This window comes from Microbacterium pollutisoli, from assembly GCF_053586795.1.
The window spans coordinates 141,031-165,771 of the sequence record NZ_JBNYWT010000003.1; the positions used below are offsets into that span (position 1 = coordinate 141,031).

The 24,741-nt window shown below is 69.4% G+C and carries 20 protein-coding genes; 3 read left to right on the forward strand and 17 right to left on the reverse strand.

All coding sequences use genetic code 11. The annotated features are described in order from the left end of the window. Positions 1–27 precede the first annotated feature (27 nt). From ACQ143_RS08580 to ACQ143_RS08655, 16 genes are all read right to left on the reverse strand, one after another. Complete coding sequence (locus tag ACQ143_RS08580) at positions 28–882, reverse strand: helix-turn-helix transcriptional regulator (protein WP_449570274.1); 855 nt, start codon at positions 880–882, stop codon at positions 28–30. Further along, the gene (locus ACQ143_RS08585; RefSeq protein WP_449570275.1) at positions 879–2,402 is read right to left on the reverse strand and encodes a multicopper oxidase family protein; all 1,524 of its coding nucleotides are present in this window, start codon (positions 2,400–2,402) and stop codon (positions 879–881) included. The genes ACQ143_RS08580 and ACQ143_RS08585 overlap by 4 nt, the downstream gene beginning before the upstream one ends. Further along, complete coding sequence (locus tag ACQ143_RS08590) at positions 2,399–3,418, reverse strand: DMT family transporter (protein WP_152594931.1); 1,020 nt, start codon at positions 3,416–3,418, stop codon at positions 2,399–2,401. The genes ACQ143_RS08585 and ACQ143_RS08590 overlap by 4 nt, the downstream gene beginning before the upstream one ends. Continuing rightward, positions 3,415–3,699, reverse strand: a complete 285-nt coding sequence (locus tag ACQ143_RS08595) for a DUF2933 domain-containing protein (protein ID WP_449570276.1) — start codon at positions 3,697–3,699, stop codon at positions 3,415–3,417. The genes ACQ143_RS08590 and ACQ143_RS08595 overlap by 4 nt, the downstream gene beginning before the upstream one ends. Continuing rightward, entirely contained in the window at positions 3,689–4,747 is a 1,059-nt protein-coding gene (locus ACQ143_RS08600; RefSeq protein ID WP_449570277.1) for a type II glyceraldehyde-3-phosphate dehydrogenase, read from the reverse strand. The genes ACQ143_RS08595 and ACQ143_RS08600 overlap by 11 nt, the downstream gene beginning before the upstream one ends. Positions 4,748–4,785: 38 nt before the next feature. Beyond that, complete coding sequence (locus ACQ143_RS08605) at positions 4,786–6,432, reverse strand: ABC1 kinase family protein (RefSeq protein ID WP_449570278.1); 1,647 nt, start codon at positions 6,430–6,432, stop codon at positions 4,786–4,788. Next, a complete protein-coding gene (locus ACQ143_RS08610) occupies positions 6,432–9,638 on the reverse strand; it encodes an HAD-IA family hydrolase (RefSeq protein ID WP_449570279.1) in 3,207 nt (1,068 codons plus the stop codon). The genes ACQ143_RS08605 and ACQ143_RS08610 overlap by 1 nt, the downstream gene beginning before the upstream one ends. Positions 9,639–9,657: 19 nt before the next feature. Next, entirely contained in the window at positions 9,658–12,246 is a 2,589-nt protein-coding gene (locus ACQ143_RS08615; protein WP_449570280.1) for a heavy metal translocating P-type ATPase, read from the reverse strand. Continuing rightward, positions 12,246–14,696 (reverse strand): phosphoketolase family protein, encoded by a 2,451-nt coding sequence (locus ACQ143_RS08620; RefSeq protein ID WP_449570281.1) that lies wholly within the window; start codon positions 14,694–14,696, stop codon positions 12,246–12,248. Before ACQ143_RS08620 ends, ACQ143_RS08615 begins: the two co-directional genes overlap by 1 nt. Positions 14,697–15,131: 435 nt before the next feature. After that, a complete protein-coding gene (locus tag ACQ143_RS08625; RefSeq protein WP_449570282.1) occupies positions 15,132–15,758 on the reverse strand; it encodes a DUF305 domain-containing protein in 627 nt (208 codons plus the stop codon). Positions 15,759–15,863: 105 nt separating this feature from the next. Beyond that, positions 15,864–16,343, reverse strand: a complete 480-nt coding sequence (locus tag ACQ143_RS08630; protein ID WP_449570283.1) for a DUF6153 family protein — start codon at positions 16,341–16,343, stop codon at positions 15,864–15,866. Positions 16,344–16,497: 154 nt separating this feature from the next. Continuing rightward, a complete protein-coding gene (locus tag ACQ143_RS08635; protein WP_449570284.1) occupies positions 16,498–17,079 on the reverse strand; it encodes a hypothetical protein in 582 nt (193 codons plus the stop codon). Between the two features lie 30 nt (positions 17,080–17,109). Next, the gene (locus ACQ143_RS08640; RefSeq protein WP_449570285.1) at positions 17,110–17,373 is read right to left on the reverse strand and encodes a YHS domain-containing protein; all 264 of its coding nucleotides are present in this window, start codon (positions 17,371–17,373) and stop codon (positions 17,110–17,112) included. Positions 17,374–17,394: 21 nt separating this feature from the next. Further along, the gene (locus ACQ143_RS08645) at positions 17,395–19,674 is read right to left on the reverse strand and encodes a heavy metal translocating P-type ATPase (protein WP_449570286.1); all 2,280 of its coding nucleotides are present in this window, start codon (positions 19,672–19,674) and stop codon (positions 17,395–17,397) included. After that, a complete protein-coding gene (locus ACQ143_RS08650; RefSeq protein ID WP_449570287.1) occupies positions 19,671–20,024 on the reverse strand; it encodes a heavy-metal-associated domain-containing protein in 354 nt (117 codons plus the stop codon). The genes ACQ143_RS08645 and ACQ143_RS08650 overlap by 4 nt, the downstream gene beginning before the upstream one ends. Positions 20,025–20,070: 46 nt before the next feature. Beyond that, positions 20,071–20,355 carry a metal-sensitive transcriptional regulator gene (locus ACQ143_RS08655; RefSeq protein WP_449570288.1) on the reverse strand — a complete coding sequence of 95 codons (285 nt, stop codon included), beginning with the start codon at positions 20,353–20,355 and terminating at the stop codon, positions 20,071–20,073. A 95-nt stretch (positions 20,356–20,450) separates the two neighbouring features. Between ACQ143_RS08655 and ACQ143_RS08660 the strand changes: the two genes are divergently transcribed. Together ACQ143_RS08660 and ACQ143_RS08665 are read left to right on the forward strand one after the other, a co-directional pair. Continuing rightward, positions 20,451–20,972: an AAA family ATPase gene (locus ACQ143_RS08660; RefSeq protein WP_449570289.1), complete on the forward strand. Its 522-nt coding sequence runs from the start codon at positions 20,451–20,453 to the stop codon at positions 20,970–20,972. Positions 20,973–21,036: 64 nt separating this feature from the next. Beyond that, positions 21,037–21,300, forward strand: a complete 264-nt coding sequence (locus ACQ143_RS08665) for a helix-turn-helix domain-containing protein (RefSeq protein WP_449570290.1) — start codon at positions 21,037–21,039, stop codon at positions 21,298–21,300. Between the two features lie 1,185 nt (positions 21,301–22,485). Here the strand turns inward: ACQ143_RS08665 and ACQ143_RS08670 are convergent. Next, a complete protein-coding gene (locus ACQ143_RS08670) occupies positions 22,486–22,872 on the reverse strand; it encodes a heavy metal-responsive transcriptional regulator (RefSeq protein WP_449570291.1) in 387 nt (128 codons plus the stop codon). Positions 22,873–22,979: 107 nt separating this feature from the next. Between ACQ143_RS08670 and merA the strand changes: the two genes are divergently transcribed. Further along, positions 22,980–24,410: a mercury(II) reductase gene (gene merA / locus ACQ143_RS08675; RefSeq protein ID WP_449570292.1), complete on the forward strand. Its 1,431-nt coding sequence runs from the start codon at positions 22,980–22,982 to the stop codon at positions 24,408–24,410. Positions 24,411–24,741: the final 331 nt, after the last annotated feature.

Below are 24,741 nucleotides of genomic sequence, written 5' to 3' on the forward strand. Positions count from 1 at the left end.
TTTCCTCGATCAGTCGCGTGAACTCCGTCAGGCGGGTCTCGATGAGGAACCGCATGGGGGGGCGACACCGACCTGCTGGGTGAAAGCGCGTGTGAGATGGGCGCGGGAGACGGCCACCTCCGCGGCGAGCCTGCCGACCGTCCACGGCTCGGTCATGCGCGAGCGCAGCAGGACGACCGAGCGGCGCACGGGGCGAGCGATTGGCGGCTGCGCGAGCCGGCCGCGCACCGGGAGGACGAACCTCTCGGGCACGGCGCCGTCGTCGGCGAGCAGCGTCGGTAGGGCAATCTCGACGGCGCGGGAGAACAGAGAGATCAGTCGGGTGGTCGCGACCTCCGGTGGCGCGGTCTCGTTCACGAGGCTGATCTGGCGCCACAGCGGTTCGATGCGGTGCAGGATGTCCACGCCAGGCTGCAGCACGAGTGCCGAGCCGTCCCAGGCGTCAGGATGCACGCCCGGACGGACGCGCGTGGTGTCGGCGAGCACCCATCGCATGTGGGAGCGGAGGAAGGACTCGTCGAAGTAGAGCGTCCATAGCCGCACAGTCGGGTCTGGGCGCACTGAGCACCACATGCCGGCCCCGAGAGCCATCGCGTAGCCCGGTGTCAACTCGTGGATGCCTGTGGCTGTCTCAATGCGTGCGGCGCCCTCGAGGACGTGGACGATCTTGGCGTGCCCAAACACGGCGCGGTGGATGCGTTCGGCGCGCACGCTTTCCACCGCCGACAACGGCGGACCGGCCGGCCGGCCAATAACGTAGCCGCGGCTGGTATCGTCACGATCCCGCAGGGGTGGGACCGCATCCCGTCCGATCAATGGCGCCGTCACGCGTTCATCGACACGACCAGTTCCGTGGCCTCCGGAAGGTTGCGCCGTGGTCACGCCCGATAGCCGATGACAGTGGTCATGCCGGTTTCGGCGTGGTAGATGTTGTGGCAGTGGGCGACCCAGAGACCTGGGTTGTCAGCGTCGAAGTCGACGGTGAGGGTCTGCTTGGGCAGGATGATCGACGTGTCTTTCCGCGGGCCGCCACCTTCATGCTGGTAGGTGTGGCCGTGTAGATGGAATGGGTGCCACATCTCGGTGTCATTAGTGATCGTGAACCGGACGCGTTCGCCTTCGCGGATCTCGTGCGCGCCGTCGAGGGGCTGATTCATATCGAACCGTCGCCCGTCGATGCCCCAGTCGTATTCGGCCATACCTCCGGTGAGAGTGATCGCCACGGTCCGATCAGGCTGCCGTGAGGACAGCGCAACGCTGCTATCTGACGTCAGCAGCTGTGCGGTCCCGATCCGGCTGCTAGTGAGCTCCGGGATGCTCACATCGGCCGTCGGTGCTGCCGCGGCGCTGCCGGTGCGGATGACGGCGAAACCGCGATCGCGTTTGCCCTCGGCCTGAGCGATGAGGGGGAACGCGCCGTCATCCAGGGTAATGATCGCGTCGTAGCGTTCGCCCATACCGATGAGGATGCTGTCGACTTCGACCGGTTCCACGGGGAATCCGTCGGTATGGGTGATGGTGAGCGGGTGACCGCCGATGGCGAGGCGGAACGCGGTGTCGCTGCCGGCGTTGATGATCCGCAGCCGCACCTTCTCGCCGGCCCGCCCGGTGAACTGGGTCGGGTCGGCGGGGGGCTTCCCGTTGACGAGGTAGAGGGGATAGTAGACGTCGCCGGCGTCGCCGCCGAGCAGGTCGGAGGTGGCGCCCATGAGGGTGTTGCCCATCCGCATGAACATGTCGCCCATCCCGCCCATGTCGCCCATCCCGGCGGACAGCTCGTCAAGGACGTCGTCGGGGGTGGCGGTGACGCCGTCGAGCCAGTCGTCGAGGATGATGACCCACTCGTCCTCGTACCCGCCGGGCTCGGCGGGGTCCTCGACGATCAGCGCCCCGTACAGGCCACGGTCCAGCTGCACCCCGACGTGGGGGTGGAACCAGTAGGTGCCGGGATCGGGCGCGATGAACTCGTAGTCGAAACTGGCCCCGGCCTTGATGGGCTGCTGGGTGACCGGCGGGACGCCGTCCATGTCGTTGCGCAGCGCGAGCCCGTGCCAGTGCACGGAGGTGTCCGCCTCGAGCTGGTTCCGGACGGTGGCCTTCAGAGTGTCTCCGGCGCCGAGACGGATCACGGGCGCCGGAACAGACCCGAACGCCCAGGTCGGCGCGGTCGCCCCGGCTAGGTCCAGCACGGTCGGGGCGGCGGTGAGGGTCGCGGTGGTGACCTTCCCGGTGCCGCCGCGGCGCCGCTCGGCGCCTTGGACCTGGGCGCCGTCGGGCTGCACCCAGTTCGCCGCCGGCGCGCAGGATGCCAGCGCGACCGTCGCGACGGCGCCAATGCTGACGCCGAGGAACCCTCGCCGAGTTAGGAGGAAGCGGGGGCGTGGGGCGGGCGACGGGTTCATCGTTGTTTCCTTTCCGGCCGGGAGCGCGGGCCGTGGTTTTCGTCAGGGAGGCCGTCCGGGTCGGACGTCGCATGATCGGCGGAGGCTCGTGGGGCACGATTGCCGGTTGCCGTGACGGCCGAGGGCTCTGAGCGCCTGGATCCGATGGCGAGCAACGCCATTGCGATCAGCACGATCACGGTCCCGATCCAGCCCCACAGGCCCGGGTCCTCGCGCAGGATCAGCAGCGACAGCAGGATCCCGAAGACCGGCACGAGCAGCGTCCACGCGGCGAGGAGGTCGAGCCGGGCACGTCCGATCTCGGTGAACCAGGCGACCGTGGTGGCGGCGGTGCCGACCAGTGATAGGAACAGCAGGGTGAGGATGAACCGGATGTTCCAGTCGATCGTGGGCGGCCCTTCTGTGACGGCTGCGGTGCCGGCGAGGATCGCACCTCCGATGAGCAGCTGAGCTGCCGCCACGATTCGGACGTCTGCGTGCACGATCCGGCCGATGAGGGTGCCGGCGGTGATCGCGGCGGCGGAAGTCAGTGAGAGCCACGCTCCGGTGCCGAGCCCGGAGGGAAGGACGATGATGAGTAGGCCGGTGAAGCCCAGGCCGATCGCGGCGATCGCGGCGGGGGTGGGACGCTCGCGGTAGAGCCACCACGCGGGCAGCAGGATCAGGATCGGCTGCGCGTTGGCCAGCACCGAGGCGATCCCGGTCGACAGTCCGGTCGCGGCGACGAACATCGTCGCGAATGCCAGGGCGATGTTCACCAGTCCGAGGCAGCCGATCAGTGCCCATGTCTTCGGGTCGCGGGGAAGAGGTGCCCGCTGGATGCCCGCGACGGTTGCGAGCGCGACCCCGGCGATGAGGGCTCTCAGTGCCGCGAGCCACAGCGGCGGGGCGTCTTGCAGGCCGACGGTGATAGCGACGAAGCACGACCCCCACGCGAGCGTGACCCACAGCATCCGCAGCGGTCGGGGGTGCCCGTGCCGGCTGGCGTCCGCGAGGGGGCGGACGACGGTGTTCACGACGACTCTCGCGTGTCGGTCCCGCTGTCGCCCCCGTGGCGTCGATGATTCGAGTCGTGGGCGCCGGTGTGGTGGCGGTGGCCGAACAGGTGCATGGCGGCAATGCCGATGATCGCGACGTAGGGCAGCACTGCGACGACGTGGGGAAGGTGGTCGATGAACAGGTAGATCGCGATCCCGAGCACGGAGATCCCGATGATCAGCCACGCCGTCACAGGCATCCGTCGCCGCGGGTCGCCTTCGCCGGGATGGTCGGCGGGCGGTTGGTGGTCACCGGTCATGGTCGGGCTCCTCCGCCGGTGTGAGGAAGTCCTGGCGCATGCCGAGGCTCTCGTCGGTGAGGCGGATCGAGGTCGCGGCGTCGGGGACGGTGCCCGTCAGCGCGCGGATCGCGTCGATCGTCTCGGGCACGACGATGGCCTCGTTGTAGACCTGGTAGGCGAGGTAGGCCTCGCTGCCGTTCACTGTGACCAGGTCCTCCCACACGGCGACCTCCCACATGTCTCCCCGGGGGCGGCCGAGATCGCGCATCAGCTCGACGGTGGAGTTGAGGGCGACCAGGCCATCGGACATCCGGATGAACGCGATGCGGGGCGCGGCGCGCAGGGCGTCCAGCACCTCGTCGCGGGTCGCCTCCCGGGTCAGTTGTAGCGTCCAGTAGTGGCTGTGGGTCTGCGTGTGGGCGCCTTTGGCGGCGATGGTGACGACATCGAGTCCGGGGAGCACCGTCTGTGCGTCGGGGCCCTGATGAGAGGGGATGGTCGGTTCTGGGACCATCGTGTTCATGATCCCGCCGAGGTGCGATTCCCACGGGTCGGTGGCGCGGCGGATGAGCACCCCACGGGCGCGCAGCAGGAGTCCGGCCGCATCCAGCGCGCCGAGGATTCGCACGATGCTGGTGGTGTTGCAGGAGACCACCCGGGTGCTGTCCCTGCCGATGGCGCTGGCGTAGTTGGCTTGGGCGACGAAGGAGTGGCCGGTGGTGGAGTGGGACTCGCCGCCTTGGAGCACTGCCTTGACGCTGAGGGCGCGGTAGCGCTCCAGGTTTCCCGCTGCCACATGCTTGGGGGTGGTGTCGACGACGACGTCGCACTGCGCGATAAGGTCGTCGAGCACTCCCTGTGCGGGCACGTCGGCGGCCCGCATGGCCTGCTGCGCCTCGATGGTGGAGGCGAACACGGGCAGGCGGTTCGCTGCGGACTTGATCCGCCAGTCGGTGGCGATGTCCGCGACGCCGACCAGGTCCATGTCCGACTGCAGCCGGACCGCGTCGGCGACGCGCTTGCCGATGACGCCGTAGCCGTTGACGCCGACTCGAATGGTGTTCATGTGCGTGCCTTTCTGATGAGGGATGGGAGCCGCGGCGGTCATCGCCGTCGCCGCGTGGTCCAGAGCAGGTAGCCGCCGAGTGCGGTGACCACGCTCGCGCCGGCGCCGATCATGACGCCTTCCCGCGAGCGCCATCTCGTGTTCCCGCTGACGAGTTCGCCGATGCCGTTGATCAGGGCGGCGGTGATCATGCCGGCGATCAGGCGATTGCCGATCCGTTCAGCCCGTCCCACGAGCGGTTCCAGTTCGGCCGCGCGCATGTGCACCTCGAGGCCGCCGTTCTCCAGCACCCGCCGGAGCTGCTTGAGTGTTCCGGGCAGCTCGAGCAGCAGTGCTCCGGCATCCGCGGATGCCTGTGCCCAGCGTTTCGCCAGGGCGGGGAGGGAGAACTGTCGCTGCACGATCCGCTCCGAGAAGGGGGTGAGCGCCTGCAGCATCTCGAACTCGGGGTCGAGCCGTGCCGCCAGTGCCTCGCCCATCATCAGGACCTTGAACAGCAGAGCGATCTGCTGCGGCAGCTGGAGGTGGTGGTGTCGCAGCAGGGCGAGCAGCTCTCCGAGCAGGTGGCTGAGGTTAATGTCGGACAGGGGGCGTCCGAGATACCGCGACACGAAGACGTCCAGGGAGCGGCCTAGCTCGCCGCGGTCGGAGGTGTTCTTGGTGATCGAGAGCGCGAGCAGGGCGGTGGCGAGCGCGTTGGAGTCTCCGCGGGTGAAGGCGAGCAGCACGTCGGAGAGCTGTTCGGTGACCTCTTCGTCGAGTTGGCCGACCATGCCGAAGTCGATGAGAGCGATGGATCCGTCGGCGTGGATGAACAGGTTGCCTGGGTGCGGGTCGGCGTGGAAGAAGCGGTTCTCGAACACCATGGTGAGGATGAGGTCTGCGCCTCGCCTGGCCAGCTGGTTCCGGTCGATGCCGGCCGCGTCCAGGGCGGGCAGGTCGTCGACTCGGATGCCGTGCATCCGTTCCAGGGTCAGCACACGTGACGTGGTCGTCTCCCAGAACACCTGGGGGACGGCGACGTCGGGTGAGTCGGCGAAGTCGGCGGCGAACCGCTCCGCGTTCCGGCCCTCCTGCAGATAGTCGAGCTCGGCGCGCAGCGTGCGGGAGAACTCCTCGATGATGCCCGGCAGGTTGTATTGGCGGGCGGCATCCCACCGCTTGTCGGCGCGCTCGGCGAGGTTCTGCAGGATCTCCAGGTCTTCGTGGATCTGGGCCACCGCGCCTGGTCGGCGGACCTTCACGACGACCTCGGTGCCGTCGTGAAGGGTCGCGGCGTACGCCTGCCCGATCGACGCGGCGGCCAGCGGTTGCGGGTCGAACTGTGCGAAGAGCTGTTCGGGGTCCGCGCCGAGCTCCTCGCGGATCACCGCCTTCATCGGCTCCCAGGCCTCGGGCGGCGCGGCGTCCTGAAGCTTGACCAACTCGGCGAGGTAAGCGGCGGGCAGCAGGTCGTTGCGGGTGGACAGCAGCTGGCCGAGTTTGATGAAGGTCGGTCCGAGCTCCTCGAGGGCGAGTCGGAGGTGTTCCGGACTGGTGTAGGGCTCGTCCCGGCGCGCATGCCCGAGAACGCCTTTGTTGAAGGGAATCCACTTCTCCAGCCCGAGCAGCCCGAGGCCGAGCCCGAGTCCGTGATGCTCGAGGATGGTGGCGATGCGCCGATACCGGCTCCGATGCGTGCTCATCAGTCGAGGCCTCCTTCGCGGTTGGTCGCGTCGCGGGCCGAGGTGCCCGGGCCGATCGCGAACGTCTTGGTCTGTCCGGCCGAGAGCGGCACGGCGACCGCGCCGACGCGCACGTGGATCGCGGGTGCTGAGCCGGCGTGCACGCGAAGCTCCAGGCTGCGGTCACGGAGCATCACGTCGACGAGGTGGCCGCGGTATCGGATCTGGAACCCGACCCGGGTGAGGTTCGGCGGCAGTCGGGGGGCGAAGACGAGCTCGTCGTCACCGAGGGCCATGCCGGCGAAGGAGCGGACGGGCAGGTCGATGGTGCCGGCCATCGCGCCGAGGTGGATCCCTTCGCGGGTGGTGCCGCCCTGGGAGTCGTCGAGATCGGCGATCAGCGCCTCGCGGAACGCGATCCAGGAGCGGGACGGGTCGATGCCGGCCAGGACGGAGGCGTTCACGACTCGGCTGAGCGTCGACCCGTTGGCGGTGCGCGCGAGGTAGTACTCGACCGTGCGGGTCAGGTCCTGCTCGGAGAACGGGTAGCCGAGCGTGGCGAGTTGCGCCCGGAGCCCGTCGTGACCGAGCAGGTAGACCAGCATGACGACGTCGGGCTGCTTAGCGAGCTTGTACCGGTTGGTGCTGTCGTTCTCGGACTCGAGGATGAGATCGAGCCGGCCGATGTTCCCGTACTCTTCGCGGTAGTGGTCCCAGTCCAGCTCCTGCAGGCTCTCGTAGCCGTCGAACTGGGTGAGGATGCCGTCGCGGTGGAACCCCACCGCCAGTCGTGTGCTGAGCCGGGCCCATCCCGCGATCTCCTCGTCGGTGACGCGGAGCCGGTCGCGGAGGCCCTCGCCGCGGTGCCCGTGGAGCAGGGCGAGTGTCCGGGCCGCTCGCGTGGCGACCCACGAGGCGAGGACGTTGGTGTACGTGTTGTCGCGCAGGCCGCTGCCGGGAGCGTCCGGGGCGCCGTCGTGGAACTCGTCGGGTCCCATCACCCCGGCGATGTGGAAGCGGTCGGTGGCAGTGTCGTGCTCGGCGAGCGAGGCGAACAGGCGGGCGACCTCGATGATGAGCTCGCCGCCGCGTTCGGCGAGCCACTCGAGGTCGCCGGTGGCCTGGTAGTGCTGCCAGGCGTTGTAGGCGATGGCGAGGCCGACGTGGCGTTGACGGTGGGAGTTGTCCGGCATCCACCGACCGGAGCGCGGGTTGTAGAGCGCCTCGGGCGTCTCCTCGCGACCGTCGCTGCCGCTCTGCCAGGGGAAGAGGGCTCCGCGGAGTCCGGCGGCGGTCGCCGCGGCGCGGGCGGCGTCCAGTCGCCGCCAGCGGTAGTCGATCAGCGCCCGGCTGATCTCGGGCGTGCGCAGAGCGATCACGGGCAGGACGAACACCTCGTCCCAGAAGACGTGCCCCCGATACCCCTCGCCGTGCAGGCCGCGGGCGGGCACCCCGGCGTCGAGCTCGACGGTGTGCGGCGAGAGGGTCTGGAGCAGGTGGAAGACGTGCAGGTTCAGGATGAGTCGGCTGTGCGTGTCGGCGTCCAGGGTGACCGCGAAGCGTTCCCAGAGTCGCCGCCACGCCGCCGCGTGACGTTCCCGCAGCGCCTCGACGTCGCCACCGCGTTCGGTGAGCAGGGCCAGGGCGGCACCACCCGGCTCGCTGATGGCCCGATCGTGGGAGGTGTAGATCGCGGCCGTCTTGGTGAGGGTGACCGGTCGACCCTGCTCCAGAGGGATGCGCAGCTCCCGGGCGTGCTGCGATGGCGTGTCGATGCGGTGATCGGTCGCGCTGTCGGTTCCGGTGAGGGTCGAGCGGACGGCGGTGGCGATGTGGACCCGGCTCTGCCGGGTCCACACCTCGCAGAGGGTGGTGTCGCCGACCTGGCGGAACGTCGGCTGCGTGAGGTGGGTGGCGTCCGATCCGAGATACGCGGCCACGTTGCTGTTGCGCACCCCGGCGTCGATCCCGGCGCGGAGGGTGACCGTGCCGCTCCAGTCGGGGGCGGTGAGCGTGGTTTCCAGCACGGCCAGGTGAGGCTCGTCCAGGGAGGTGAACGTCGTCTGCACGAAGTCGAGTCGATCCCCGTTCGGACCGGTGAGGACCGCGCGGCGGACGACCATGCCGCGGCGCAGGTCGAGCTCGCGTCGTTCGCTGTGCGTCACGACCTGGCCGGTGGACAGCCACGGCCCGTCTCCGAGGCGGAGGTCCACCGGAAGCCAGTTGGGAGTGTTGACGAGATGCTCCTCCTCGAGCTCGCGCCCGTGGATGGTGCTCGCCAGCCGGTTGTACACGCCGGCGAGGTAGGTGCCGGGATAGTGGATGCCGTCGTCGTGGTGCTCGGGCCGGGCGCCCCGGGTGGCCAGGTAGCCGTTGCCCAGCGCGGTGAGCGCCTCCCGGTGCCCTTCGTGCGCGGGGTCGAAGCCGTCGTAGACCAGCTGCCACGGATCCGTGGTGGAGACGCCCAGGTCGAGCTCGGCGACATCGGCCAGGACGAGGTCGGCGCCCGCGGCCTCGAGCTGCTCCCGCGCTCCGGCGCGGTCGATGCCGACGACGAAGCCGAAGCCTCCGCGCCTCCCGGCCGCCACGCCGGCGACCGAGTCCTCGACGACCGCGGTGCGGGCCGCAGCGACACCCAGTCGCCGGGCTGCCTCGACGAACATGGCGGGATCCGGCTTGCCTTTCAGGTGATGCGAGAGCGCGATCCGGCCGTCCACCACGGTGTCGAAGCAGCCGGCCAGTCCTGCGGCGGCGAGCATCTGGTGCGCGTTCCGGCTCGCGGTGACCAGCCCGACCGGAACGGCCGCGCCCCGCAGGCGATGCAGCAGCGCCACGGTGCCCGGATAGACGCGCAGCCCGCGGGTGCCCAGCTCCGCCAGGAACAGCTCGTTCTTGCGCGCCGCGAGCCCCGAGATCGTCCACGCCGTTGGTGGGTCGTCGGGATCTCCGGCGTCCAGGGCGATCCCACGGGCCGTCAGGTACGCCGATACCCCGTCCTCGCGGGTTCGCCCATCCACATAGCGGCGGTAGTCGGCGACCGGGTCGAAGGTCGTCTCGGGGTCGTCCACCTGCACACGCGGGTCTCGCAGCACCTCGTCGAACAGCTGCTTCCACGCGGCGGCATGGATCGCGGCGGTGTTCGTGACCACGCCGTCCATGTCGAACAGCACCGCGTCGTACACGGCATCGAGGTGGTGAGTCCCGCGCTCTGCCGACCGCGGAGTCATCGCGGCGCCTCGCGTCCGGTCATGAGGCGCCGCCGGGCGTCGACGCCGGGGCGAGGCTGCTCGCCTCTGCCGGGGCCGCGGGGGCCTGCTGGGCGGGCAGCCGGAGCCGCTTGAGCAGGAGCGCGTTGACGGCGACGATCACGCTGGAGCCGGACATGCTGATGGCGGCGATCTCGGGGGTGAGCATGATCCCGAACGCGGGGTAGAACACGCCGGCGGCGATGGGCAGCGCGATGGCGTTGTAGCCGATGGCCCAGCCGAGGTTCTGCCGCATCTTCCGCAGCGTGCCCTTCCCGATCTTCAGCGCGATCGCCACGTCCAGCGGGTCGGAGCGCATCAGGACGACGTCTGCGGTCTCGATGGCAACGTCGGTGCCGGCGCCGATCGCGATGCCGAGGTCCGCCTGGGCGAGGGCGGGGGCGTCGTTGACGCCGTCGCCGACCATCGCGACCTTCTTGCCGGATGCCTGGAGCTCGGCGATCTTGGCGGACTTGTCCTCGGGGAGCACGTCGGCGATCACGGTGTCGATGCCCAGCAGCGAGGCGATGCGCTCGGCGGTGGGCTTGTTGTCGCCCGTGAGCATCGCCACCTCGATGCCCTGCTCGTGGAGGGCGTCGATCGCGGTCTTCGCGGTGTCGCGGGCTGCGTCGGCTAGGGCGATGATCCCGGCGACGTTCCCGTCGACGGCGAACAGGATCGCGGTCCGCCCGGATCCTGCCAGCTCCTGCTGCGAAGCATGCACGGCGGTGATGTCGACGCCCTCTGCGGTCAGCAGTCGCGGGTTGCCCAGGACGACTTGGTGTCCGTCGACGGTGGCGATCGCGCCCTGCCCGGTGACGTTGCGGAACGCGGTCGCGGTGCGGCGGGGGATGTCGCGGGCGTCGGCGTAGTTCACGATCGCTTTGGCCAGCGGATGCTCCGACTCCCGCTCCAGGGCCACGGCGAGGGCGAGCATCTCGAGGTCGTCCCCTCCGACCGGGATGTAGTCGGTGACCTCGGGCTCGCCCTTGGTGAGCGTACCGGTCTTGTCGAACACGACGGTGTCGATGCGGGCTGCGGTCTCGATCCCGGATGCGTTCTTGAACAGCACCCCGCGCTTGGCGCCCAGGCCTGTGCCGACCATGATCGCGGTCGGGGTGGCGAGCCCCAGCGCGTCGGGGCAGGTGATGACGACGACGGTGATCGCGAACAGGATCGCCATCGGCACCGCCGCCCCGGCGAGCAACCACACCACGAACGTGAGGGTGCCGCCGATGAGGGCGACCAGGACGAGCCAGAACGCGGCTCGGTCGGCGAGGCGCTGCCCGGGGGCCTTGGAGTTCTGCGCCTCCTGCACGAGCTTCACGATCTGCGCCAGCGCGGTGTCGGCGCCGACCTTCGTGGCCCGCACCCGGAGCGCGCCGACGGTGTTCACGGTCGCGCCGATCACCTCCGAGCCGGGCGCCTTCTCCACCGGCATGGACTCGCCGGTGACCATGGACTCGTCGATTTCGGACTCGCCGGACTCCACCACGCCGTCGGTGGGGATCTTCGCCCCGGGGCGAACCAGCATCAGATCTCCGGGCACCACGTCGGAGGTTGGGATCTCGACCTCCTCGCCGCCGCGGATGACGACCGCGCGGGACGGGGCGAGTTCCAGCAGCGTGCGGATGGCGTCGTTCGCGCCGCCGCGGGCGCGCATCTCCACCCAATGGCCGAGGAGCACGAACGTGGCCAGCACGGTCGCGGCCTCGTAGAACACTTCCCCGCCGCCGGTGAGGGTGACCGCAAGGCTGTAGATCCAGCCGGCGCCGACACCGACCGCGACCAGCACCATCATGTCCAGGGTCCGGGCGCGCAGAGCACGGTAGGCGCCGTCGAAGAAGATCCAGGCCGAGTAGAAGATCACCGGCAGCGACAGGATCAGCATGAACACGTCGTCGCGCAGCCCAAACGGGGCCGGCACCTCGAAGCCGATCACCTCCCGGCCGATCGGGGACCACAGGGTGATCGGGATCGACAGGATCAACGCGACCAGGAACCGGTTGCGCATGTCCCGGATCATGGCATCCATCGACATGCCGCCGTGATGCCCGCCGTGACCCATCACCTCCTGCGCGCTGCGGCCGGCCGGCTGACCCCCGTGATCGTGCCCGCCCTCGGTAGCCGGAGCGTGACCGGCATGCTCACCGGCCTCCACTACGGAGTCGTCAGCGTGGTCCGCTGCCGGGTGCGGATGCTCGTGCCGCGCCGCACTGTCATGACCGGCGGACACCGCGCGTCCCTCGTGCCCGTCGTGCACGTCATGCCCGGCGTGTCCTGCGTGCACGTCCTGCCCGGAGTGCTCCTGGTGGTCGGCGTGCCCATTGTGGAGCTCGTGGGCAGGGTCGCAGATGTGATCCGGGACGGATTGCCCGGCGCAGTGGTAGCCGCATTCGATCACCCACTTCTGCAGGTGCGCGACCGAGGTGGTCTGCGGGTCGTAGGTGACGGTCGCGGTCTGGGAGACCGGGTTCGCGTCGACGGCGAGCACGCCGGGCTGGCGGGCGAGGTGGGCTTCGGTGACGTTCTTGGAGGTCGCGCGGATCATGCCGCTGACCTGCAGGGTCACGGTCTTGGTGTCGGTCATCACAGTTCCTTCGCGGTGGAGGGGCGGTTCGGGTCGGTGTCGGGGTGGGGCCAGCGCCAGTCGGCGACGGCAGGGATGTCGGTGCCGTGCTCGCGGGTGTGGGCGCGAGCACGCAGGCGGGCGTCGACGAGTTCCTGCCGCAGCTGCGCGTGCGTCGCGGCCAGGCCGGGAATGTGGTCGAGGACGTCGATCGCGAGCCGGTAGCGGTCGAGGTCGTTGAGCATGACCATGTCGAACGGGGTCGTGGTGGTGCCCTTCTCCACGAAGCCGTGCACGTGCAGGTTCTGGTGCCCGGTGCGCTTGTAGGTGAGCCGGTGGATCAGCCACGGGTAGCCGTGGTACGCGAAGATCACCGGCTTGTCGGGAGTGAAGATCGCGTCGAACTCCCGGTCCGGCAGGCCGTGCGGGTGCTGGTCCTCGGATTGCAGACGGGTCAGGTCGACCACATTCACGACCCGCACAGACAGGTCAGGGATGTGCTCGCGCAGCAACGCGGCCGCGGCAAGCACCTCGAGCGTGCGCACGTCGCCCGCGGCGGCAAGCACCACGTCCGGCTCGGTTCCCTCGGTCTCGGTGCCCGCCCACGGCAGGATGCCCAGGCCCCGGGTGCAGTGCGCGATCGCCTCGTCCATCGTGAGCCACTGCGGGGCGGGCTGCTTCCCTGCGACGACGACGTTGATGTAGCCGGTGGAGCGCAGGCAGTGGTCGTAGGTGGACAGCAGCGTGTTCGCGTCGAACGGGAGGTAGACCCGGACGATGTCGGGGCTCTTGTTCAGAGCGAGGTCGAGGAACCCGGGATCCTGGTGGCTGAACCCGTTGTGGTCCTGCCGCCAGACGTGGCTGGAGAGCAGGTAGTTGAAGCTCGGCACCGGTTCCCGCCAGGGCACCTCGCGGGCGGCCTCGAGCCATTTGGCGTGCTGGTTGAACATCGAGTCGACGATGTGCGTGAACGCCTCGTAGCAGTTGAACAGGCCGTGCCGGCCGGTCAGAACGTACCCTTCGAGCCAGCCCTGGCACTGGTGCTCGCTGAGTACCTCCATCACCCGCCCGGTCGGCGCCAGATGCTCGTCCACCGGCAGCACGGTCGCGTTCCATTGCTTGCCGGTGGCCTCAAACACGGGCGGGGCGAGCCGGTTGGAGGCGGTCTCGTCGGGGCCGAAGATGCGGAAGTTGTCCGGGTTGTGCCGGATCACGTCGGCGAGCCACTGGCCGAGCATCCGGGTCGCCTCCGCCGTTCCCGTGCCTCGCGCCTCGGGGTCGACCGGGTGGGCGTGGTCGCGGAAGTCGCCCAAGCGCAGCGGGACGGTCAGCTGTCCGCCGTTCGCGACCGGGTTAGCGCTCATCCGCCGCGCTCCCGCCGGCGCGGCGGCGACCGTGGCGGGGAACGGGGTGCCGTCGGCGTCGAAGAGCTCGTCGGGCCGGTAGGAGGCCAGCCAGTCCTGGAGGATCTGCAGGTGCTCGGGGGTGTCGCGGACCTCGGCGAGCGGCACCTGGTGGGACCGCCAGGTGCCCTCCACGGGGAGCCCGTCGATCACGGACGGGCACGTCCAGCCTTTCGGGCTGCGCAGCACGATTGCTGGCCACGCAGGCCGGCCCTCCAGGGTGCCCGCCGCCGCGGCGGCCTTGATGTCCGCGATCCGGTCCAGCACCTCGTCCAGCACGTCGGCGAACCGGGCGTGGGACTCCCGCGGGTCCTCGCCGTCGAAGCCGACGGTGACAACAAACGGCTCGTGGCCGTAGCCGCGCAACAGTGCGACCAGCTCGTCCTCGGGGATGCGCGACAGCACCGTCGGGTTGGCGATCTTGTACCCGTTCAGGTGCAGGATCGGCAGAACCACCCCGTCCGCGACGGGGTTGAGGAACTTGTTACCGTGCCACGCGGTCGCCAGCGGCCCAGTCTCGGCCTCCCCGTCGCCGATCACGCAGGCGACCAGCAGGTCCGGATTGTCGAACGCGGCGCCATAGGCGTGAACGAGGGAGTAGCCGAGCTCGCCGCCCTCGTTGATCGACCCGGGTGTGTCCGGGGAGGCGTGCGAGGGGATGCCGCCAGGGAAGGAGAACTGACGGAACAGCGCCTTGAGTCCCTCCTCGGTGCGGTCGATCCGCGGGTACAGCTCCGTGTAGGTGCCGTCCAGGTAGGCGTTGGCGACCATGCCCGGCCCGCCGTGCCCCGGCCCGGTCACGTACAGCGTGTTCAGGTCCCGGTCGGTGATCGCCCGGTTGAGGTGGGCGTACAGGAAGTTCAGGCCCGGGGTGGTGCCCCAGTGCCCCAGCAGCCGGGGCTTGATGTGCTCCGCGGTGAGCGGGTCGCGCAGCAGCGGGTTGTCGAGCAGGTAGATCTGCCCGATGCTCAGGTAGTTCGCCGCTCGCCACCACGCATCCACCTGCTCCAGTCGTTCCGGGGTGACGGCGGCGGTGCGGTATGCCCAGCGGGCCGGTGCGGTGCTCATGGTTGGTCTCCTCGCGGTTCGCGGCCGAGGCCGCCGAATGTGGTCATGGTGATGGTGGTCATTGTGCGGTCCCTGTCGGGAGGACGACGGCGGTCTCGGTGCCGTGGATCCAGACGATGCTGCGGTCGTCGACTGCTGGGGCGGCGGTCGGCGCGGAGGTGCAGCCGGCCAGTAGCGGGCCCCCGGGCAGCGGCGACGGCAGCGGCCGTGATCATGGTGGCGTTGCTGCTCATGCGATCGCCTGGATGAAGAGAATGGTCGCCGCGGACAGGATGATCAGGGCGAGGATGATGCCCACGGAGCCGGCGGGCAGAGTCCGGGAAGTCATGATGGGCCTTTCGACGGACCGGCGCTGTCGGTGAGGACGGATGCCCCGGCGCCGGGCCTAGGGCGGGGCCAGGTCAGCGGTGGTCGGCCCCGCCCGAGGCGTCCGGGTCAGAGGGTGGCGAGGATGTCCTGCATAGTGGTGATCTCGGCGGTCTGCCCGTCGATGATCTGCTGGGCGAGCGCGGACACGTCCGGGTTCTCTCCGTTGTTCAGTACCATCTGGGCCATGGTGACGGCGCCCTGGTGGTGGCCGATCATGCCCTCGAGGAAAAGCCGGGTCGCCTCGACCCCGGTGGCGGCGTCGAGGGCAGCCATGTCGTCGTCGGACATCATCCCGTCGCCGTGGTCCATGCCGTCCATCCCGCCCATGTCGGACATGGAGTCGTCGTAGGGGATTCTCCAGTCCTCGAGCCAACCCTTCATGGTCTGGATCTCGGGGCCTTGGGCGGCTTTGATCTGCTCGGCGAGGGTCACGACCCGCTCGTCGATGCCGTCCTTGGCCAGGATCTGGTCGGCCATCTCGATGGCCTGTTCGTGGTGCGGGATCATCATCGTGACGAACATCTCGTCAGCGGAGTTGAACGATGCCTGCCCGGAGGGGGCGGGGGTGCTGCTGGTCATGCCGCCGGTGCCGTGGTCCATGCCGGGCATGGATCCGTCGGTAGGGGCGCAGCCGGCGAGCACGAGCGCAGCGGCGAGCGCGCCGGTGCTCAGCGCGAGAATGCGGAAACGCATGGGTGGGTGTCCTTGTCTAGTCGGTCGAATGGTGTGTTGATTCCTGTGCCGTGTGCGGGCACGGCGCAACATCTCCCGGCACAGTGGTGACGGGAGGGCGGGGAATCAGGTTCGACTGATCGACAGGACGATGAGGGAAGGTGGTCGGGGGTGTGGTAACGCGGTGAGCACATCCCGCCCGTGCGGGCGCAGCAGGGCGAGCGCGGTGCCCAGGCGGGCAAGCAGCGCCGGAGCGAGCAGCACGATCACGGCGACCAGCAGCGCCAGGACGCACGCCATCGTCAGCATCGACTGATCCGGCATTCCGGCGGCGCCGCCGCAGTCGCCCTCGCAGTGCCCGCCCGAAGCATCGGGGCCTGTCCCGATGGTGTTCTCGAGCATGCTGCCGGTCGCGACGGTGCCGTCCAGGTCAGAGGCAGGCGCGGCATGGGCGGCTTCGGATGCCGCTGCGAGGGTTTCGGCGTGCCCGCTGGTGAGGGTGTGCATGGCCAGCAGGCCGGCGATCAGCAGGAGCGCGGTGGCGAAGGTCAGCAGCAGGCGGTGCAGCGCGGATGGGGAGTGCACCAGGGTTCGGATGTGGTTCACCGCTGACCTCCTTCCCGCGTCCAGCGTACTCCGGGGTGCCTGGATGCCCACTGGCACCGATGTGGCGCACGATGGTCCTGCTCATCTTGGTCGCCCGACCGGTGCCTGGCCAATGGCGATGGTCCCGGATGCGGACCGGTGCGCGGCAGCCGGCTCATCGGCGGCCCGTTCCGGCGCGGTGGGCCTTCTCCATCAGGGCTAGCAGCCCGAGGGTGTCGTCCTTGATCTGGGTGCGACCGACAACGGCCCAGTTGCGGGCGAGGTGATCGCGGAGATAGTCGAGGATGTGCTCGAGGGGGACGGTGTGCCAGGAGCCGGACCGGTTCGGCCGGGCGGTGTTGCCGAACGCGACCGTGCGGATCAGGTGGCCCTCCGGGGCGAGGACCTGCCCGGTCGTCAGCAACTCCTGGACGAGCGCGGGCGCGTCGGCGGGGGTGCAGCAGCCGAACCGGGCGAACGCGGCCTCCAGCACCGCGGGGTCGCGCATCGCGGGGTTCAGCTTCGGGGCGCCCTCCTTGACCTCGCCGACGATCATGTCCGGCGCCCCGGGGCGGGCGCCGAGGGCCGGGTCGGGGTCGTCGCCGGGGATGTGGTGCAGCCGGATCGCGAGGATGTCCAGGTCGGTGACGGTGCGCGGCCCGTCCGGACCGGTCGCGTCCAGCACCGGGTACTCGGCGACGGTGAAGTACCCGTTCACTCGCAGGTAGGCCTGCACCAGCCCGACCGCTGTATCCATCCCGCGCCCCCCTTTTCCTGCCGTCGCGGGTTAGGCGGCGTTGGCGTAGCGAGCGGGGTCGGCGTCGAACAGCGGCCCACACTCGGGGCAGCAGAACCAGTACCGCGCGCCCTCGTAGTCGCGGAACAGGCCGCGCTTCTCGGCCCATGCCGGGTCGACCTGATTGCCGGGCATGACCGGGCAGGTGACGAGGTTGGTCGCCCCGGCCGGGGGCTCATGGTGATGGTGCTCGTGGGATCCGTGATCGTGCGCGGCGTGCTCGTGGCCGGTGTGGTGGTCGTGGTCGTGCGTCATGGCGGTCTCCTTGCGGGGGTGTCAGGCGTGGACGGGGGTGGTGTCGCGGCTGGACGTCGGGACGGTGGTCGTCGGGGCGGGCAGGGGGCGGAAGCGGCGCAGTCGGAGGCTGTTGGTGACCACGAAGACGCTGCTGAACGCCATCGCGGCGGCGGCGAGGATGGGGTTGAGCAGGGCGAGCATCGCGACCGGGATCGCGGCGACGTTGTAGGCGAACGCCCAGAACAGGTTGCCCTTGATGGTGCCCAGGGTGCGGCGGGCGAGCCGGATCGCGTCCGGGACCAGCAGCAGGTCGCCGGAGACGATGGTCAGGTCCGCGGCGGTGATGGCCGCGTCGGAGCCGGTTCCCATCGCGATGCCGAGGTCCGCCTGTGCGAGGGCGGCGGCGTCGTTCACGCCGTCGCCGACCATCGCGACCACCCGACCTGCGGCCTGCAGCTCCCGGATGGTGTCGAGCTTGCCCTGCGGGGTGACTCCAGCGCGGACGTCCTCGATGCCGGCGTCGTCGGCGATGGTGCGGGCGGCGCCGGGGTTGTCGCCGGTGAGCAGGATCGGGGTCAGCCCGAGCCCGCGCAGTCGGGCGATGGCCTCACGGCTGGTGGGCTTGATGGTGTCGGCGACGCTGATCGCGCCGCGCGCCTGCCCGTCCCAGGCCACGACGGTCACGGTGGCGCCCGCGGCCTCGTCGGCCGTGATCGTCGCGGCGAGCTCGTCGGGGAGCGTGATCGCCCATTGCCCGGTGATCCAGGTGGCGCGGCCGGCGGCGACCATGCGGCCGTCGACGATGCCCTGCACGCCTTGACCGGCCTCGGCGGCGAATGACTCCACGGCATCCACCGGGCCGTCGGCTGCGGCGGTGATGGCGCGGCCGATGGGGTGCTCGGAGCCGTGCTCGAGCGCCGCGGCGAACCGGATCAGCTCCGCCTCATCGGTGCCGGGAGCGGGGTGGATGCCGGTGACGGTCATGGTGCCGGCGGTGATGGTGCCGGTCTTGTCGAGCACGACGGTGTCGATGCGGCGGGTCTGCTCGAGCACCTGGGGTCCGCGGATGAGGATGCCCAGCTGGGCGCCGCGGCCGGTGCCGACCAGCAGAGCGGTCGGCGTCGCCAGCCCCAGCGCGCACGGGCAGGCGATGATCAGGGTGGTCACCGCGGCGGTGAAGGCGACCTCCAAGGGCGCCTCCGCGATCAGCCACCCGGCGAACGCCGCCAGGGCCAGGACGATGACGATGGGGACGAAGACGGCGGAGACCCGGTCGGCGAGGCGCTGCACCTGGGCCTTGCCGGTCTGCGCCTCCTCGACCAGCCGCGCCATCCGGGCCAGTTCCGTGTCGGCGCCGACGCGGGTGATCTGCACGAGCAGGCGCCCGCCGGTGTTCACGGTCGCGCCGACCACGCGGGAGCCGGGGGCGACCTCGACCGGCACGGACTCGCCGGTCAGCATCGACTCGTCCACCGCGGACATTCCCTCGGTGACGAGGCCGTCGGCGGGGATCTTCTCACCCGGCCGCACCACCACGACATCACCCGGCACGAGCTGTGCGACGGGGATGCGCTGCTCAGTGCCTTCGCGGAGGACCACGGCGTCCTTCGCGCCGAGCTCCAGCAGCGCGCGCAGGGCCTCACCGGACTGCCGCTTCGCGCGGACCTCGAGGTAGCGGCCGAGGAGGATGAACACCGTCACCAGTGCGGCGACCTCCAGGTACACCTCGTGGCCACCGGACTGCGGGGTGCCGACGAAGGTGACGCTCATCCGCATCCCCGGCATCCCCGCGCCGCCGAAGAACAGCGCGTACAACGACCAGCCGAACGCGGCCAGCACGCCCACGCTGATCAAGGTGTCCATCGTCGCCGCCCCGTGCCGGGCATTGATCGCCGCGGCCCGGTGGAACGGCCACGCCCCCCACACCACCACAGGCGCAGCCAGGGTGAGCGTGAGCCACTGCCAGTACGTGAACTGCAGAGCGGGGATCATCGACAGCACCGCCACCGGCACCGCCAGCACCGCCGAGACGATCAGCCGCTGCCGCAGCGACGCCAGCTCCTCGTCCCGCGGGATGGTCTGCTCAGCCGTGTCGGGGGCGGGCGGGGCGGGGACGCTCGCCCCGTACCCCGCCTGCTCGACCGCCGCGATCAGTTCCTCCACCGGCACCGGGGTCTCCGAGTGCACGCGGGCCTTCTCGGTGGCGAAGTTGACCGTCGCCGCCACGCCGGGCAGTTTGTTCAACTTCCGCTCGACCCGCGTCGCGCACGACGCGCAGGTCATCCCGGAGATGTCGAGATCGACGTCCACCGTGCTCATGATGCTGCGGCGAGGCTGTACCCAGCCTCCTCGACCGCCTCCCGCACCCGCTCCGCGTCCACCGGGGCGGTGCTGGACACGGTCACCGTGGACACGCCGCCCGCGTGCAGGTCGACCTCGACGCCGGAGACCCCGTCGATCGCGAAGACCTCCTCGGTGACGCTGCGCACGCAGTGCGAGCACGTCATGCCCTCCACCAGGAACTGCGCCGACAGATCACCCGACGCTGGTTGCGCCGTCGCCGGAGCGGTGGTGCTCGCCGTGGTCGCGTGCGAGGCGGGGCCGCAACAGGCGCATCCACCGCCGTTCGTCGCCTGCAGGCCGAGGTCCTGGAATCCCTGTCCGGTCATGTTGTGCTCCTTTCGCGAGCGTGTCGATGCGTGTGGTGTGAACGTTCTAGGAGCGGACCAGCCGCGCGATCGCGGCGTTCGCCTCGCGGAGCTTCTCCTCCGCCACCGGGCCGCCCTGCGCGGTCGCCTGCGCGACGCAATGCCCGAGATGGTCCTCCAGCAGCGTCAGCGCGACCGACTCCAGCGCCTTCGTCGCCGCCGAGGCTTGGGTCAGGATGTCGATGCAGTACACGTCCTCGTCGACCATCCTCGCGATCCCGCGCACCTGCCCCTCCGCCCGATGCAACCGCGCCAGCAGCGCCTGCTTGTCATCCACGTATCCGTGTGCCATCTCAGCCACCTCCAACGACAATCCTATACCCTCTAGGGGTATAAGGTACTTCATGAAGAGGATATTCCCGGAGCGGGCAGAGCGAAAGGGCGAACGTGACCAACTGGTACGTCATCACCGGCGGGCCCAGCTCGGGCAAGACCACCACCGTGAACCTGCTGCGGGACCGCGGCTACACCACCACCATCGAGCATGCCCGGCACTATCTCGACCTGCAGCGCATCGCCGGCCGCACGGTCGAGGACGTCCGGGCGAAGCAGCGGCAGTTCCAGCGCGGCGTCCTGGACACGCAGCTCGCGGAGGAAGCTGCCCTCGACCCGGACGCCACCGTGTTCCTGGACCGGGCTATCCCCGACTCCCTCGCCTACTACCGTTTCCTCGACCTCGAGCCCGACCCCGCCCTGCTCACCGCGCTCGAGCACGTCGACTACCGCAAGACGTTCATCCTCGACCTGCTGCCCCTGGCTCCTGACTATGCCCGCACCGAGGACACCGCCGCGCAGCAGCGCATCCACGAACTGCTGACCCAGGTGTACAAAGCGCTGCCCTTCCCGGTCGTGCGGGTTCCGGTCCTCAGCGCCGAGGAGCGGGTGCAGTTCATCCTGGACCGGCTCTGACCGCTCTCGCCCGATCGGGATGTCCTGCGTATGCGCGGAACGACCGGTATGCGACATCCGCGCGATGGCTGTGGTGTGGAATGAGGAAAGCGCGGCACGGTTGGGCGGGACGCTCCGCCAGCTGAGGAACGCTCGCGGCCTCTCCCAGGAGTCGCTGGCCTACCAGGCGGGGATCACCAAGAACCAGCTGCAGCTCATCGAGTCCGGTCGCGGCTCGGGCGCCAGAGACAAACTAGGCCCGTCCAATCCTCGGATGGCGACTCTGGCTGGCCTCGCCTCCGTGCTGGGTGTGTCGATCGCAGAGGTTCTTGCTGAGGCGGAGTTGTAGGCGACCCCGCCTGTTTCGCGCTGGTCCCGGGGTGTCAACGCTCGACCGCGTAGCCGACATCGATGAGTGGGCGTCTTGTCGCGCGGCTCGCGTGGTGATGGCCCGTGACCCATGTTTCGATGACGACCGCGCATGGGGTGGGTGAGGCCCGCGCCCGCGGGCGGAGACGGAACGACACCATGATCACCAGCCCCTACATCCGCGCTGACGGGACCGTCACGGCGGTGCCGCGCAGCATCCACCACGCCGGGACCGGTGTGGAAGAGTACGGCAGCGCTGGCGGCGACAGTGATCGGCAGCTTCAGCCTCCACGCAGAAGACGACTCACGGCACGCAGTCCGCATCCGGCGCGAGTAGGTGCGAGAGAACAACGCCCTAGCAATGCTGGTACGTGCAACCCGATGTTGGAGTGGCCTGCAGAGGATTAGTGCGTCCCCGCCACAGGTTTCGACCCGCATGGAGGTAACCGTGACGACCGGAAACTCAAGGCAAAACCAAGCACGGATATCGTTCCGGCGGGGGCCAATCTGGTGTCATCTGGACGACGGAAGGCAGCCCTCCTACCGGGCGCTAAGGCCCCGAAGCCTGGCCATCTTCGACCTGTTAGCCCGAGCGCCCAAAATCCGAGGTCACAGGGAAGTTCGCCCTAGCGGGCGAGGAACGCCCGTGCCAGTATGATCGAAAGTCGGCTCGGTGCCGGACTCCCGAGAAGGGAAGCCAGATGCGCAAGCTTGTGTTTGTTGCAACCGGCGCCGTGCTCGTGGGTTTCGCAGTCGGCGCTCTCGCTGTCAACGCGATCAGCCCGCCCCCCGATGCGGACGCGCGGAGCGGCAGCACGGAAATTCACGTTGCCCAGGCCAGCTCGCCTCGTGCGTACGACACACCCACGCCCGCAACGGGTGTGAAGCCGGGTAGCGACGGGATCAACGAAGCGGGCGTCACATACGGGTATGACGCCGGCCCTACCCAGCCTCACCCGGACCTGGTCGAAGCGATAGCGACGAATGGTCTCATCGGCTACTACTACGCTGCGGACCTCGAAAAGGCACTTGGGGCCTCGGCGGAGCTCTCCCCTGGTCAAGCGGCTAGTCAGTGGCTTTGTCAAGCTGATTTGGGACCGTTGTGACGGTTTGATTCGGGACCACCGTGCGTTGCGTCGTTGAGAGAAGGGCGAGGCTCCGGGACTTAGAGGTACTGGCAGACGCTGTCGGGGTCGCAGTTCTCGGTGGGGGTGTCGGCGTGGTGGCGAAGCTCGAGGAGCGCGGCGTGGAGGGCGGTGAGGTTGCGGATCTGCTGCTCGACGTCCATGAGTCGTTGGTCGAGTAGGCCACGGACGTGGATGCAGGGGGCGTGACCGGTATCGCGGATGTCGAGGACTTGCTTGATCTGGGCCAGGGTAAGGCCGGCGGCCTGCCCGCGGTGGATGAAGTCGAGCCTTGGGAGCATCCCGGGGTCGTAGTCGCGGTACCCGGCCGGGCTCCTGTTCGCTTCGGGTAGCAGGCCTTGTTCTTCGTAGAACCGCAACGTCTTGGCGGTGGTGCCGGCCGTTGCGGCGAGCTCGCCGATCCTCATGACAATCTCTCTCCTTCCCGGGTGCCTTAGCGGACGCTTGACCTTCCCCCGTACTGGAAGGTTCATCGTAGTCCTATCGGCCGTTTTTGGTGAAGGAGAGGTGCCGGATGGGTGTGCAGGTGGATCTTGTGGTGATCGGATCGGGTGGTGCGGCGTTCTCGGCCGCGATCCGTGCCCGGAACTTGGGGAAATCGGTGGTGATGATCGAGCGGGGCACGGTCGGAGGCACGTGTGTGAACACCGGGTGCGTGCCGTCGAAGGCGTTGATCGCCGCGGCCGAGGCCCGGCACGTCGCCGCCGACGCCGCGGCCCGGTTCCCTGGCATCACCGCGGACGCGGGCCCGGTGGACATGCGCGCCCTGGTGGAGGGGAAGCAGGCACTGGTGGACGGGCTGCGGTCGGCGAAGTACGTCGACATCGCCGAAGCGTACGACTGGCCGATCCGTCACGGGGAAGCAGCCTTCGCCGGTACCCGGGACGCGCCGGTGGTGCAGATCACCGACGTCGACGGTGACCCCGAAGAGCTCGAAGCGCAGCAATACCTGGTCGCGACGGGTGCAGCCCCGTGGATCCCCGACATCCCGGGGCTGGACCGAGTGGAGTATCTGACGTCGACGACGGCAATGGAGCTGACTTCGGTGCCGGACTCGCTGCTGGTCCTCGGTGGCGGGTATGTCGCGTTGGAGCAGGCGCAGTTGTTCGCCCGGCTCGGGTCGAAAGTCACCATGCTGGTCCGATCCCGTCTCGCCTCCAGGGAGGAGCCCGAGGTCAGCCGTGCCCTGGAGACGGTTTTCGCGGACGAGGGCATCCGCGTCGTGCGCCGGGCGCAGGTCACCGCAATCAGCACCGACGACACGACTGGCGAGGTCGTGGCCACCACGACCGTGTCGGGCGGGACGAGCGAGTATCGCGCCCAGCGTGTGCTGGTCGCGCTCGGCCGCCGCCCGGTCACCGACACGTTGAACCTGGACGCCGTCGGGGTGGAGACCGGTGAGCGTGGCGAGATTGTGGTCAACGACACGTTGGCGACCGCGAACCCGCGGATCTGGGCGGCCGGGGATATCACCGGACACAGCGAGTTCGTCTACGTTGCCGCGAACCACGGTGCGATCGCCGTGGACAACGCGTTCACCGGAGCAGCCCGAACCGTGGACTACACCCACCTGCCCCGGGTGACGTTCACCAGTCCCGCGATCGGTGCGGTCGGAATGACGGAGAAGGAAGTCCTCGCTGCCGGGTATCGCTGCAACTGCCGGGTGCTGCCCCTGGAGTATGTGCCGCGGGCGATCGTGAACCGGGACACAAGAGGGTTCATCAAAGTCGTCGTCGATGACGATACCGGTCGGATCCTCGGCCTCACCGCCGTCGCGAAAGACGCCGGTGAGCTCGCCGCGGCCGGCGTGTTCCTCCTGGAAGGACAGAAGACCTACGCCGACGTTGCCGGCATGTGGGCCCCGTACCTGACCATGGCCGAGGGCATCAAACTCGCCTGCCAAGCCTTCACCACCGACCCGTCCCTACTGTCCTGCTGCGCCTGACCAAGGGGCGAGACGATGACGAACCCTTCGAAACCATCCCAACCGCGAAGCCGGCCTGGCTGGCTCGTGCTGCTCGGCGTCGGCATCGTGGCGGTGCTGTGCTGCGCCGGCCCGGGCTTGCTCACCAGCGGTCTCGCAGTCGGCGCGCTGGCAGCCATCGGCGTCTGGGCCTCCAACCCGTGGGTGTTCACCGCTGCGATCGCACTTACTTTCGTCACAGCGGGTGTACTCCTACGACGGCGTCTCACCAACAGGCCAGGTCCCGACGAGCACAACTGCTCTCCGCCGGATAAGGACGCCCGAGGGCCAGACGACACGGACCGTTGCTGAA